Origin of the sequence: Pseudomonas sp. ICBG1301 (assembly GCF_016918385.1) — a bacterium.
Lineage (GTDB): Bacteria > Pseudomonadota > Gammaproteobacteria > Pseudomonadales > Pseudomonadaceae > Aquipseudomonas > Aquipseudomonas palleroniana.
Genome location: NZ_JAEKGB010000010.1, coordinates 165,118 through 178,629 on the forward strand (window position 1 = coordinate 165,118; position 13,512 = coordinate 178,629).

The 13,512-nt window shown below is 61.1% G+C and carries 9 protein-coding genes; 4 read left to right on the forward strand and 5 right to left on the reverse strand.

Annotated elements, in window-relative coordinates; all coding sequences use genetic code 11:
- Positions 1 to 209 precede the first annotated feature (209 nt).
- From JBE38_RS22825 to JBE38_RS22835, 3 genes are all read left to right on the forward strand, one after another.
- Complete coding sequence (locus JBE38_RS22825) at positions 210 to 1,529, forward strand: OprD family porin (protein WP_205345173.1); 1,320 nt, start codon at positions 210 to 212, stop codon at positions 1,527 to 1,529.
- A 336-nt stretch (positions 1,530 to 1,865) separates the two neighbouring features.
- A complete protein-coding gene (locus tag JBE38_RS22830; protein ID WP_090366961.1) occupies positions 1,866 to 2,540 on the forward strand; it encodes a heavy metal response regulator transcription factor in 675 nt (224 codons plus the stop codon).
- Complete coding sequence (locus JBE38_RS22835) at positions 2,537 to 3,922, forward strand: heavy metal sensor histidine kinase (protein WP_205345174.1); 1,386 nt, start codon at positions 2,537 to 2,539, stop codon at positions 3,920 to 3,922. The genes JBE38_RS22830 and JBE38_RS22835 overlap by 4 nt, the downstream gene beginning before the upstream one ends.
- A 10-nt stretch (positions 3,923 to 3,932) precedes the next feature.
- Here the strand turns inward: JBE38_RS22835 and JBE38_RS22840 are convergent, their stop codons facing one another.
- From JBE38_RS22840 to JBE38_RS22855, 4 genes are all read right to left on the reverse strand, one after another.
- The gene (locus JBE38_RS22840; RefSeq protein WP_205345175.1) at positions 3,933 to 7,067 is read right to left on the reverse strand and encodes a CusA/CzcA family heavy metal efflux RND transporter; all 3,135 of its coding nucleotides are present in this window, start codon (positions 7,065 to 7,067) and stop codon (positions 3,933 to 3,935) included.
- A gap of 18 nt (positions 7,068 to 7,085) precedes the next feature.
- A complete protein-coding gene (locus tag JBE38_RS22845; RefSeq protein WP_205345176.1) occupies positions 7,086 to 8,192 on the reverse strand; it encodes an efflux RND transporter periplasmic adaptor subunit in 1,107 nt (368 codons plus the stop codon).
- A gap of 20 nt (positions 8,193 to 8,212) precedes the next feature.
- A complete protein-coding gene (locus JBE38_RS22850) occupies positions 8,213 to 9,433 on the reverse strand; it encodes a TolC family protein (protein ID WP_205345177.1) in 1,221 nt (406 codons plus the stop codon).
- A gap of 108 nt (positions 9,434 to 9,541) precedes the next feature.
- Complete coding sequence (locus JBE38_RS22855) at positions 9,542 to 10,447, reverse strand: cation diffusion facilitator family transporter (protein WP_205345178.1); 906 nt, start codon at positions 10,445 to 10,447, stop codon at positions 9,542 to 9,544.
- Between the two features lie 216 nt (positions 10,448 to 10,663).
- Here JBE38_RS22855 and JBE38_RS22860 point away from each other — a divergent pair, with 216 nt between their 5' ends.
- On the forward strand, positions 10,664 to 12,034 hold the full coding sequence (locus tag JBE38_RS22860; protein WP_060754769.1) for a GntT/GntP/DsdX family permease: 1,371 nt from the start codon (positions 10,664 to 10,666) through the stop codon (positions 12,032 to 12,034).
- A gap of 3 nt (positions 12,035 to 12,037) precedes the next feature.
- Here the strand turns inward: JBE38_RS22860 and JBE38_RS22865 are convergent, their stop codons facing one another.
- Positions 12,038 to 13,327, reverse strand: a complete 1,290-nt coding sequence (locus JBE38_RS22865; RefSeq protein WP_090366969.1) for an MFS transporter — start codon at positions 13,325 to 13,327, stop codon at positions 12,038 to 12,040.
- Positions 13,328 to 13,512 lie beyond the last annotated feature (185 nt).

The window sequence follows — 13,512 nt, forward strand, 5'->3', positions numbered from 1 at the left end:
GAAAGTTCAGTGCCGAGATTAACCAGCCAACCCTGACGCCATGTTCACGACAACATTACTTATTTGTTAGGTGGCCATGACTTTCCAGAATTGTAATGTTCGAGCCACTTTCCCGTTATCTGAGGTTTGCAACTATCAGCCTGGGCCAGATCAATAAGAACGCCCGCCCCCATAAGAAGCCGATAACTGCCAAGCCCCAGGAGCGAACCATGAATATCCGCCACTACACCCTTCCCTTTTCGTTGATCGCCGCATTGCCCCTGACCGCCGTGGCTGCTGAGGACAAGCCCGAAGGGTTTATCGAAGGCAGCAGTGTCAACGTGCTAGCGCGCAATTTTTACTTCAACCGAGATGATCGCAAGGGCCAATCCAGCCCCACCGGCAACGGTTATTCCGCGGCCTGGGCGCAGGGGTTGATCGGCAAATTCGAATCCGGTTTTACCCAAGGCACGGTGGGGTTCGGCCTGGATGCGTTCGCCATGTACGGCCTGCAACTCGACTCGGGCAGCGGCCGCAGCGGCGGCAAGGGCTCGTTCGGCGTGCTGCCGGTGGACAGCGACAACCACCCTGAAAACAGCTACAGCAAAGTTGGCGGCGCGGTGAAATTGCGCGTGCTCGACACCGTGATCAAGGCCGGTGATGTGTTCCCGCTCACCCCCGTGGTGGCGTACGGCGACTCGCGTTTACTGCCGCAAAGCTTTCGTGGCGTGACCGCGCAAAACACCTCCATCGAGGGTTTGAGCCTGCAAGGCGGGCGCTTGAGCGGCATGAGCCAACCCAACGAAAGCGGCATGAACAACGGTTTCGCGACCTTCTATGCAGGCAAGGTGGACTCGCCCTGGATCGGCTACTTCGGCGGTGATTACCAGCTCAACAAACACTTGAGTGTGAGCCTGTACAGCAGCCGCTTGAAGGACGCCTGGGATCAATATTATTTCGGCAGCGCCGCCAGTTACCCGCTGAACGATGACGTCTCATTGTTCGGCGACTTCAACTATTACAAAGCGGTGGACGAAGGCAAAAAACGCCTGGGTGAGTTCGATAACAACATCTGGAGTGCCAGGCTCGGGGTCAAGATCGGCGCCCACAGCGTAGCCGTCTCGCACCAGCGCAACAACGGCGATGACGACTTTGATTATCTGCGCCAATCAGACTCGATCTTCCTCAATAACTCGATCCAGTACAGCGACTTCAACGCGCCCAAGGAACGCTCCTGGATGCTGCGCTATGACTTGGACATGCAGCCGTTCGGCATCCCCGGCCTGTCGTTCATGACCCGCTACGGTAAAGGCACGGGTGCCGACTACAGCAACGCCAACGCCGTCTACATGCGCCGCGATGCAGCGGGTAACCCGCTGACCGACCAGCGTCGCTGGGAGCGGGATATCGAGGCCAAATATGTGGTGCAAAGTGGCACCTTGAAAGACTTGTCATTGCGCCTGCGCCAGGCCACCGTGCGCTCCAGTGCATTTGAGTCGGACCTGGAGGAAGTTCGCTTGATTGCCGAATATCCACTGGTAGCGCTGTAAGTGATTACATTCGTTCGCCGTTGACCAACATCTGTTCACAAATTCCCAGTTATCAAAACTGTAATATTGGCCTCACCTTCTCGTTAAGTTGATCTTCCTATACTGGCCTCAACTTATTCACCGAGCACATTCATCTCTGAAGCTTTTGTGTAGCTCCTTTGGAAAGAGATGGATTTTTAACGCCCCGCCTGGGGCGTTTTTTTTGAGCCCGGTTTTGTGCGGCCGATGGTCGCAGTTGACCCTGAAGCTACTTCACGGTTCAGACTTTTCCTACTCCCCCAACGCACAGTCCATAAGGAAATGGCCTTCTTTTCTCTTCGTGATAGGTAACCCCCCATGCGTATCCTTGTGGTTGAGGACGAACAAAAAACCGCCGACTACCTGCAGCAAGGCTTGAACGAAAGCGGCTATGTGGTGGACTGCGCCAGCAATGGCGTTGACGGCCTGCACCTGGCCGGGCAACACGCGTATGAACTGGTGATTCTCGACGTCAACCTGCCCGGCAAAGATGGCTGGGAAGTGTTGGAGCAATTACGCCGCAACGGCACCCAGCGCGTGATGATGCTGACCGCCCGTGGCCGACTGGCGGACAAGATCAAGGGCCTGGACATGGGCGCCGATGATTACCTGGTCAAGCCCTTCGAATTTCCCGAGTTACTGGCGCGGGTGCGCACGCTGCTGCGGCGCAGCGAACATATTCAACAGCCTGAAGTGTTTCGCGTATCGGACCTTGAGTTGGACCCTCGCCGCCATCGCGCCTATCGCGGCAACCGGCGCATTGACCTGACCACCAAGGAGTTTGCCCTGCTGCAGGTGCTGATGCGCCAGACCGGTGAAGTACTGACCCGCACGCAGATCATCTCCCTGGTGTGGGACATGAACTTCGACTGCGATACCAACGTGGTGGAGGTCTCCATCAGCCGCCTGCGTGCCAAGGTCGATGACCAGAGCGAGGTCAAGCTGATCCACACCATCCGCGGTGTGGGCTACGTGTTGGAGGCACGCCCATGAAAACCGGCAGTCTGTCGATGCGCCTGGGCCTGACCGTCAGCCTGATGGGCGCGGGCCTGGTCGTGCTGCTGGCGACCCTGGCCTACCTGGCCCTGACCCATGAGCTGGAAAAACTGGCGCGCAAGGGCCTGGAAAGCAAGATGGAACAGATCCAGCACAGCCTCGCCCTGGGCCTCGATACCCATGCCATTCGTGCCCGGCCACATTCGCTGATGGACCTGGTAATGGGCCACGACAACTTCTACCTGACCATCGTCGGCACCGCGCCCAACAACAGCGTACTGCTGAGCGTCGGTGCCAAGCCGCAAGAACCGCTGCTGACCGACTTCAAGCCTCGGGAAACCCTCGGCTACCTGAACTGGACGGACAGTTATGGCAACCAGGTGCTCAGCGCCTCCAGCCTGATGCGCCTGGCCAGCGGCGAACGCGTACGGGTGTTGCTGTCGCTGGACCGCATGGACGACCAGGCCCTGCTCAGCGCCTACCTGCGAGCCACTATCATCGCGCTGCCCATGTTGTTGATCCTGATCGGCATGGGTGCCTGGTGGCTGGTGCAACGCGGGCTCGCGCCATTGAAGCAGTTCAGTCATGTGGCAGCCCAAGTCACCACCCAGGACCTCACCCATCGGTTGTCCATCGATAACCTGCCCAAGGAACTGGGCGAACTGGCTCAAGGCTTCAATGTGATGCTCAATCGCCTGGACGCTGGGGTGCAGCAGCTCTCGCAATTCTCCGATGACCTCGCCCACGAACTGCGTGCGCCCCTGACCAACTTGATGGGCAAGGCCCAACTGACCTTGTCACGCCAACGCCCTCCGGAGGAATACAAGGCCGTACTGGAATCCAGCACCGAAGAACTGGAACGTCTGGGACGCATCGTCAATGACATGCTGTTTCTGGCCCAGGTCAGCCACCCGGCGGCACGCGCCTCATTTACGGCGGTCCCCTTGGCGGCTGAAGCCCATCGGGTCATGGAGTTGTTTGCGCTGAGTGCCGAAGACAAACAATTGACCCTGACCTTGAGCGGCGACGCCCAGGTACTCGGGGACCGCCTGATGATCCAGCGTGCGCTGTCCAACCTGCTGTCCAATGCCATCCGCCACAGCCCGGCGGGCTCGCATATTTCGTTGCTGGTGGAAACCTATGGCAACCAGGTGTCGGTATCGGTGAGCAACCCCGGCCCGGGCATCGAAGCCCAGCACCTGCCGCACCTGTTCGAACGTTTCTACCGTGTCGACAGCAGCCGCGCCCGCAACGAGGGCGGTACCGGCCTGGGGCTGGCCATCGTGCGGTCGATCATGACCTTGCACCAGGGGCAGGCCGACGTACGCAGCCTGCCCGGTGGTTTCACGCTGTTTCGCCTGGTCTTCCCATTCACGTGAAGTGCAAGGGTCATTCTTCCTTGCGGTGCGCCCATTGATACAGCGCCGGCAGCACCAGCAAGGTCAGCAGCGTCGATGAAATAATCCCGCCGATCACCACCGTCGCCAACGGCCGCTGCACCTCGGCGCCGGTGCCGGTGGCGAGTGCCATGGGGATAAACCCGAGAGAGGCCACCAACGCAGTCATCAGCACCGGGCGCAAGCGCGTCAGAGCCCCCTCGTTGACCGCCTTTGATAATGAACGCCCCTCCTCCCGCAGGTTGCGGATGAAAGCGATCATGACCAGCCCGTTGAGCACCGCCACCCCGGACAATGCGATGAAGCCCACGCCCGCCGAGATCGACAACGGAATATCCCGTAACCACAGGGCCATGATTCCGCCGGTCAGCGCAAACGGAATCCCGGTAAACACCAGCAGGCCATCCTTGAGGTTGTTGAACATCATGAATAACAGCCCGAACACCAGCAGCAACGCCACCGGCACCACGATACGCAAACGCTCGGAGGCTTCCTTCAATTGTTCGAACTGGCCGCCCCAGGTGGTCCAGTAACCGGCGGGCACCTTCACCTGGCGGCTGATCGCCGTTTCGGCCTCTTCGACGAATGAACCGATATCCCGCCCCCGTACGTTGGCACTGACGATCACCAGGCGCTTGCCGTTCTCGCGGCTGATCTGGTTCGGGCCGAGCACCAGGTCCAGGCTGGCGACCTGGGACAAGGCAATAAAGCCCAATGGCCCCGCTCCGCTGCCGGCCATTGCCGGCACCGGGATCAGCAGTCGCGCAAGCCCCTCGATATCGGTGCGCAACGCATCGGACAAACGCACAACCATATCGAAACGACGATCGCCTTCGTACAAGGTCCCGGCCTGCCGCCCACCCACCGCGACGGCAATGGTGTCCTGCACATCGCCCACGTTCAGGCCAAAACGCGCGGCCTTGTCGCGGTCGATATTGATGGTCAGCACCGGCAGGCCGGAGGTCTGTTCCACCTTCACTTCCGAGGCGCCCGTGAGCTTTTTCAATGTTTCGGCAATTTCCTCGGCGGTCTTGTTCAGCACGGCCATGTCGTCACCAAACACCTTCACCGCCACATCACTGCGCACCCCGGAAATCAGTTCGTTGAATCGCAACTGGATCGGTTGCGACAGTTCATACGCACTGCCCGGCACAATCGCACTGGCACGCTGGATATCGGCAATCAGCGCCTCGCGGGACTTCTTCGGATCGGGCCATTGCTCCTTCGGCTTGAGCATCACATAGCTGTCAGAAATATTCGGCGGCATCGGGTCGGAGGCGATTTCCGCAGTGCCGGTGCGAGCAAACACCCGCTCGATTTCCGGTACCTGGGCCAGCAAGGTTTTTTCCAGTTGCTGCTGCATCTGCACCGACTGCGTCAGGCTGGTGCCGGGTACGCGCAAGGCCTGCTGGGCGAAGTCGCCTTCACTGAGACTGGGGATAAACTCGCTGCCCATGCGGCTGGCGACCGCCCCGGAGGCGATGATGGTCAGCACCGCCAGGCCGAACAACAGCGAGCGACGAGCCATCACCCAATCCAGCACCGGGGCATAGGCCCGGCGCGCACTGCGCATCACCAGGTTTTCGTCTTCCTGGACCTTGCCGGTAACGAACAGCGCAATCGCCGCCGGCACAAAGGTCACCGACAAGATCATCGCGCCAAGCAGGGCGATCACCACGGTGAACGCCATGGGGTGGAACATCTTCCCGGCCACCCCCGTCAGGGCGAAGATCGGCAAGTACACCACCATGATGATCAGTTGCCCGAAGATCAGTGCACGGCGCGCTTCCTTGGCCGCCGCGAACACCTCATGCAGGCGCTCGCTGCGGGTCAACAAGCGCCCATGACGGTGCTGCGCGTGGGCCAGACGGCGGATGGCGTTCTCCACGATCACCACCGCACCATCGACGATAATGCCGAAATCCAGCGCGCCGAGACTCATCAAGTTGGCGCTGACTTTATTGGTGAACATGCCGGTAAAGGTGAAGAGCATCGCCAGGGGAATCACCATGGCCGTAATCAGCGCCGCACGGATATTGCCCAGGAACAGGAACAGTACCGCGACCACCAGCAGCGCGCCTTCAAAGAGATTCTTCTTTACCGTGGCAATGGCTTTTTCCACCAGGCTGGTGCGGTCGTAGACGGTAACGGCCACCACCCCCTCGGGCAGCGAACGGTTGATCTCCTCGAGCTTTTTCGCCACCGCCAGGGACACGGTACGGCTGTTTTCACCGATCAACATGAACACCGTGCCCAGCACCACTTCACGGCCGTTTTCAGTGGCTGCGCCGGTGCGTAGTTCGCGGCCGATCTCGACCTGAGCCACATTGCGCACGCGGATCGGCGTACCGTCCGAGGTGGTGATCACGATGTTGGCAATATCGTCGATGGACGCCACTTGCCCCGGCGCCCGAATCAACAACTGCTCACCGCTGCGTTCGATGTAACCGGCACCGACGTTGGCGTTGTTGCGTTCCAGCGCCGTGACCAGATCGCCCAAGGTCAGGTTGTAGGCCGCCAGGCGCTTGGGGTCGGGCGCGACCTGATATTCCTTGGCGAAACCACCGATGGTGTTGATCTCCGCTACGCCCGGAACGTTGCGCAGTTGCGGCTTGATGATCCAGTCCTGGATCACCCGCAAGTCGGTCGGCGTGTAGGGCGTACCGTCATCTTTGAGTGCGCCCTCCTCGGCCTCGACGGTCCACAAGAATATTTCACCAAGGCCAGTGGAAATCGGCCCCATGGCCGTTTCGATACCCTCGGGTAATTGCTCACGGGCCACTTGCAGACGCTCGTTGACCAATTGGCGGGCAAAGAACAGGTCGGTGCCATCCTTGAAAATCACCGTGACCTGGGACAAACCAGAACGCGACAACGAACGCGTCTGCTGTAACCCCGGTAGCCCGGCCATGGCCGTTTCGATAGGAAAGGTGATGCGCTGCTCGGTTTCCAACGGCGAAAACCCGGCCGCTGCCGAGTTGATCTGCACCTGCACATTGGTGATATCAGGCACGGCGTCGATGGGCAACTTCTGATAGCTGGCGATGCCGACACCGGCCATCAACAGCACCGCCAGCAGCACAATGATGCGCTGCTCGATGGCGAATTGGATAAGGCGCTCAAACATGGGAAATCACTCGCAGGATCAATGGGCGTGTTCGGCCGAGCCTTTGCCCAATTCGGACTTGAGGATGAAGCTGCCGACGGTTGCCACCTGTGCCCCGGCGTCGAGACCTTTGCGGACCTCGACGTAGCCGTTTTCACTCACGCCCAGTTCGAGATGGCGAGTGATAAAACCGTCCGGGGTGCGCACAAACACCGAAGGTTTGTCCTCGACGGTCTGGATCGCGGTTTGCGGCACGGTGACCTTGGCCTGATAGGTGTCGGTGGCCACTTGCACCGTCACAAACAGGCCCGGACGCCAGGCGTCATCAGGGTTGGGTACGCTCACGCGCACGCTGGCGGTGCGCGTCTGCTCGCCGAGCAGGTTGCCGACATAGGCCACCGTGCCGAGCACATCGGTGCCCATTTCGGTGGAGCTGACTTTCACCGGTTTACCGACGCGCACCTTGTTCAGGTCTTTGGGAAACACACCGAAGGTGACCCACACCTGGGACAGGTCCGAGAGCGTGAAGGCGTTGCTGGTTTCGCTGACCACTTCGCCGACGCCAAGGTGCTTTTCCACCACCACACCGGCGAACGGCGCGCGCAACTCGTAGCGATTACCGCCCGCCAAGACCGCGCTGCCGCTCAGGGCGTTCATCTTTTGCCGAGCGTTGTTCAGGGCAATTTCGGCCTCCTGCAAAGTCTGGCGTGCCAGCAGGTAATCCTGCTCTGCGGAGATCTCGTCCTTCCACAGCTGGCGCTCACGCTGGAAGGTGGTGCGCGCCAGTTCGACACGGCGCTCGCTGGCGGCCAACTCGCTACGTTGATCGGAGATCTGCTGGCTGGCGATCACCGCCAACAGTTCGCCCTTCTTCACCGCTTGCCCGAGGTTGACCTTGACCGCCTCTACGACGCCCGCCGCACGCGGAACAATGTGCGAGGTGCGGTCTTCGTCGAAGCGTACTTCTCCCGGCAATGTCAGCAGCGTACTGAGCGCACGGGGCTGTGCCTGCGCCAGTTGAATACCGGCGGCCTGGATCTGCGCCTCAGTGAGTTCGAGTTTGCCTTCCTCTTCATCGGCGCAGGCAAAACCCGACAGCATCAGGCTCAGGGCGACGGCGAGCGCCATGCCATGTTTGTTGTTCATCAAAAAAACTCCAGAAAAAATCAAAACCGGGCGAGGTCGCCGTAGATCCGTTCGATACGCACCCAGGCGTCGGTGGCCTGGGCGGTCGCCGTGAGGTATTGGGTGCGTGCAGCGATCAAGGTGCGCTGGGCATCGAGCACGTCGAGGAAGTTGAACTTGCCCATCTCGAAGCCACGGGTGGCACTGTCGACCGCTCGCTGGGCCGCCGGCAGAATCTGCTGGTTGAACGCTTGCACCTCGGTGTTTGCGGTTTGCCACAGGTCCAGCGCCTGACGGGTTTCGGTGCGCAGCCGCAGCTCGGTGGCATTGCGCAGGTCGCGAGCCTGGTCCGCACGGCGGTTGGCGGCGAGCACGTTGCCCTGGTTACGGTTGAACAGCGGGATCGGCATCGACACCCCGACCACATTCACCCGCTCGCGCACGCTGGCGTCGTATTGGCTGCCGACCGACACGTCGAGGTCGGGAATGCGCTGGGCTTTCTCCAGGCCCACACTGGCTTCGCTTTGCAGAATCTGTAACTCGGCCAGACGCAGCTCGGTGGTTTGCTCCAGGCGTGACAGCAATTGCGCAGAGGACGGCAAGGGCGGTGAGGATCGGCTTTGCGTGGCCACGCCCTGGAAGTCCGGCGCGGCGCTGCCGGTGCTGGCGGCCAAACGACGGTAGGCATCGGTGAGGCCGACCTGCGCACGGTTCAATTCCAGGCGAATCTCGGACAGTTGTACCTGGGCGCGAGTGGCCTCCACCGGTGAGGATTTACCGGCGTTGACACGACCGTTGGCAACCACCAGGCCGCGCTCGGCCAAGGCCATCGAGCGCTGCGCGAGGTCGAGGCGCTCCTGGGCGCGCAGGGCGCTGTAATAGCTGTCGATCACCTCGGCGCGCAGGCCGTTGCGGCGCTGCTCCAAGGTCAGCGCGGCGGCGTCCTGGGCGCGGGTCGCCACGTCGATTCGCGCACCGCGCTTGCCGCCCAGCTCCACGGTCTGGCTGAGTTTGACGGTCGTGGTGCGGCTGTTGCGGCGGGTGTCTTCCGCATCCCAGGAGGCCACCGGGTTGGGGATCAAGCCGGCCTGTTGGCGACCGCCCTGGGCAATCTCGATCTCCCATTGCGCAGCCGCCAGTTCAGGGTTGTTGGCGAATGCGGCTTGCAAGGCTGAGTCGAGGGTGAGGGTTTGCGCCTGGGCGACACTTGCGGCCATCCACAACGTCATCGCGCCTAAAAATGCTCTTACGGAAATTGCCATAACGAAAGTTCCACGCCCATGAAGTCGCTGAGGTTCCCAGCGGGGGCAATGTAACTTTCGTTACTTATCAGAGCGGTGGGTGGAACATTACAAATCCGTTAGCCGGGATCAGGCGTGAACCTCGTCGTGCTCGTCATGTTGAAAACCCTCCCCTTCAACCTGAATGGTCGCGTGGGAAATATCGAATTGTTCATGCAGCATTTCCGTGACCGCGCTAAGGATTTGTTGCTCGGTGCCCTTCGACGCGTCCGCCACCAAATGGGTGCTCAGCACATTTTTGCCGCTGGTCAGGGCCCAGATATGCAGGTCGTGCACGCCCTTGACCCCGGGTACATTGCCAATGGCCTGCTCGATCTGATCGATATCCAGGCCCTCCGGAACACCTTGCAGCAGCACGTTCATGCTTTCCTTGAGCAGGGTCCAGGTGCGTGGCAATACCCAGAAACCAATCGCCGCCGCGACCACGGAGTCTAGCCAGCCCCACCCCGTGAACATGATCACCACCGCCGCGATGACCACACCGATGGAACCGAGCATGTCGCTCCAGACCTCCAGGTACGCGCCTTTGACGTTCAGGCTCTCGCCGCTGGCGGCGCTGAGCAGGCGCATGGAGATCAGGTTGACGACCAACCCCAGCACCGCGATCACCAGCATGCCGGTGGACTGGATTTCGGCGGGCGCCTGTAACCGTTGATAGGCTTCGTAGAGGATGTAGAACGCCACGGCGAACAGCAGCAGCGCATTGAACGCCGCCGCCAGGATTTCGAAACGGGCGTAGCCAAAGGTGCGCTTGCGGTCGGCGGGACGCTTGGCGACCTGGATCGCCACCAGGGAAATCGCCAGGGCCAAGGCGTCGGTCATCATGTGCGCGGCGTCCGACAACAGTGCCAGGCTGCCGGTGATGAAGGCACCGATCACCTCGGCGATCATGAAGCTGCCGGTCAACCCCAGGGCAAACCAGAGTTTTCTTTCGTGGCCGGCGCGTACTTGGGCGTGGCTATGTCCTGCACTCATGAAATGTCTTCCTGTGAGGGTGTCCGTCGATCATAGAGCTATAGGCCAGATCTTCGGACCTGCATTGCAAACTTGTCATCCGCTCGCCAGCTCGCCGTTACATTGGCCGCACCAAAATCGCTCATGACCGCTCTGGAACCGCTCTATCGGGTATGCTTTTCGAGCAGGAAACAAAAAGAAACATATTAGCCAACCTGTTCGATAAGGAGTTCCCTCTTGGAGTTATCGACTGCTGCGTGGATGGTTCACGACACACGCCTCATGTTTTGCGTCCTGCTGGCCATCGCCAGCATCATCGTGCTGATCAGCGCGACCAAATTACCGCCGTTCCTGTCGATCCTGATCGGCACCTTTATCGCCGGTGTCGGCGCCGGGCTACCGCCGGAAGAAGTTGCCAAAGCCTTCAGCAAAGGCGCCGGGGCGATCCTCGGTGAGGCCGGCATCATCATTGCGCTGGGCTCGATGCTCGGCGCGTTGATGGCCGAATCCGGCGCAGCCGACCGCATCGCCACCACGTTGCTCGGGCTGGGCAAGGGCAAGTCATTGCCGTGGGTAATGGCCCTGGTGGCGATGGTCATCGGCCTGCCATTGTTCTTCGAAGTGGGCCTGGTGATGATGGTGCCGATCATCTTCGTGATGGCCAAGCGTTCGAACCAGCCTCTGCTTAAAATCGCCATCCCGGCGCTCGCGGGCATGACCACCCTGCACGCCCTGATGCCGCCGCACCCCGGGCCGCTGATTGCGGTGGGCGCGTTGCACGCCGACCTGGGCCTGACCATGTTGCTGGGCTTCTGCCTGGCGGTACCGGCCGTGATGCTGGCCGGCCCGATCTATGGCAACTGGCTGTCCAAACGCCTGCACGTGGATGAACCGGCCGATATCGGCGCGCTGTTCAGCGCACCGCCCAAGGCCCCGCGCCAGCCGAGCTTTGGGGTGTCGTTGCTGATCATTCTGTTGCCGGTGATTCTGATGCTGGGCAGCACCCTGGCCAAAGTCGCGCTGCCGGCAGAAAGCAGCATCGGCCTGACCTTGAAGTTCCTCGGTGAACCACTGATCGCCCTCGGCCTCGCCGTGATCGCCGCCGTGATCTGCCTGGGCTGGGCCGCCGGCATGCCCCGCGCCGATGTCGGCAACACCCTGCGCAAAGCGCTCGCACCCATCGCCGTACTGCTGCTGACCATCGGCGCCGGCGGCGGCCTCAAGCAAACCCTGCTCGACGCCGGTGTCAGCCAGACCATCAGCAAGGTCGCCGAAGGCGCACACATGCCTTATCTCTTACTCGCCTGGCTGATCGCCGTGGCCTTGCGCCAGGCCACCGGCTCAGCGACCGTCGCCACGACCACCACAGCCGGTATTCTCGCGCCGATGATGGCCGGGCTGGCGGCGACGCAGAGCTCATTGGTAGCCCTGGCGATTGGCGCAGGCTCGGTGTTCTTCTGCCACGTCAACGACGCCGGGTTCTGGATGGTGCGTGAGTACTTCGGCTTACAGCTCAAGCAGACGATCTGGGTGTGGTCGGTACTGCAGACTATTGTGTCGGTCGTAGGTTTGATCGGGACGCTGTTGCTCTGGCATTTTCTGACCTGAGCCTCAGGCAGCCAAGGTGTGGCGCTTGCCAAACAGCGCCACACTCGCCACACCCACCGCCCCCATCACCGCACAGTAACCCACACAAATCCACGGACTGGTCGGCATCAGCGCAATCAGCAACAGCGGCGTGGTACTCGCCCATAGCGCGTAGGCAATGTTGTAGGTAAAGGAAATCCCCGACACCCGCACCTGCGCCGGAAACAGCCCGACCATCACCGACGGCACCGCACCGACTACGCCACAACTCAAGCCCGCCAAGGCGTATGCCGCGCCCAGCCATACACCACCGGCGATCAGGCTGGCGTACAACACCGCAATGCCTACCGGCAGCAGCAGGCTATAGACCAGCACCGCGCGCCAAGCGCCGATGCGGTCGACCAAAAGGCCGGCGAGCACGCAGCCGATGTTCAGGAAGACGATGCCCAGCGCGCTCAAGGCGAAGGTGTGGCTGGGGCTCATACCGAAGGTTTTCTGCATCATGGTCGGGGTGATGACCACCAGTACCACCACGGCCGATGTCAGCACGCACGTGAGGATCATCGCCGGCAGCAACACGGCGCGATGCTCACGCAGCACGGTGCGCAGCGGCAGTTCGGCAGCGGCCTGGCGGCGTGCCTGCATTTCGAGGAACACCGGGGTTTCGCTGAGCCAGCGGCGCAGCCAGACGCCGATCACACCGAACACACCACCGAGCAGGAACGGGAAGCGCCAGGCGTAATCGAGGATTTCGGCGGGGCTGAAGAGTTGCGCCAGCAGCGTCGCGGTGAGGGCACCAAGCAGGTAGCCGAAGGTCAGGCCGGCTTGCAGGAAACCCAGGGCGTAGCCGCGGTGATGGATCGGGGCGTGCTCGGCGACAAAGGTCCAGGCGCTGGGCACTTCGCCGCCGACCGCCGCCCCTTGCAGCACGCGCAAGGCGAGCAGAATCAGCGGTGCGAAATAGCCGATTTGCGCGTACGTCGGCATGATCCCGATCAGCAGGCACGGCAAGGCCATCATCAGAATACTCAGGCTGAACACACGCTTGCGTCCCAGATGGTCGGCGAAGTGCGCCATCAGGATGCCGCCCAGCGGGCGTGCGAGGTAGCCAGTGACAAAGATGCCGAAGCTTTGCAGCAGGCGCAGCCACTCCGGCATTTCCGGCGGGAAGAACAGTTGGCTGAGGGTCAGCGCGAAGAATACGAAGATGATGAAGTCGTAGATTTCCAGGGCGCCGCCGAGGGCGGCCAGGCCCAGGGTTTTGTAGTCGGAGCGGGAAAAACGCTGCGCCTGTGAAGAGAAGGTGGCAGTCATGTGAAAGCTCGGCAGACAAACAAAATGGCGTGCAGGTTATGAGCTGAGCCCAATGATGGCAATCACGACAGATATATTTGTTTTCCTCATCGATCGATGAAGATAACTGCATTCCCATATCAATAGCCGTAGCGGAACATGCCGTAAAACTGCCGAACCTCATAATAAATACAAGAGGAATGACT

Coding starts and splice junctions, on each gene's coding strand:
- JBE38_RS22825 (WP_205345173.1), top strand. CDS start 210: ATGAATATCCGCCACTACACCCTTCCCTTTTCGTTGATCGCCGCATTG.
- JBE38_RS22830 (WP_090366961.1), top strand. CDS start 1,866: ATGCGTATCCTTGTGGTTGAGGACGAACAAAAAACCGCCGACTACCTG.
- JBE38_RS22835 (WP_205345174.1), top strand. CDS start 2,537: ATGAAAACCGGCAGTCTGTCGATGCGCCTGGGCCTGACCGTCAGCCTG.
- JBE38_RS22840 (WP_205345175.1), bottom strand. CDS start 7,067: ATGTTTGAGCGCCTTATCCAATTCGCCATCGAGCAGCGCATCATTGTG.
- JBE38_RS22845 (WP_205345176.1), bottom strand. CDS start 8,192: ATGAACAACAAACATGGCATGGCGCTCGCCGTCGCCCTGAGCCTGATG.
- JBE38_RS22850 (WP_205345177.1), bottom strand. CDS start 9,433: ATGGCAATTTCCGTAAGAGCATTTTTAGGCGCGATGACGTTGTGGATG.
- JBE38_RS22855 (WP_205345178.1), bottom strand. CDS start 10,447: ATGAGTGCAGGACATAGCCACGCCCAAGTACGCGCCGGCCACGAAAGA.
- JBE38_RS22865 (WP_090366969.1), bottom strand. CDS start 13,327: ATGACTGCCACCTTCTCTTCACAGGCGCAGCGTTTTTCCCGCTCCGAC.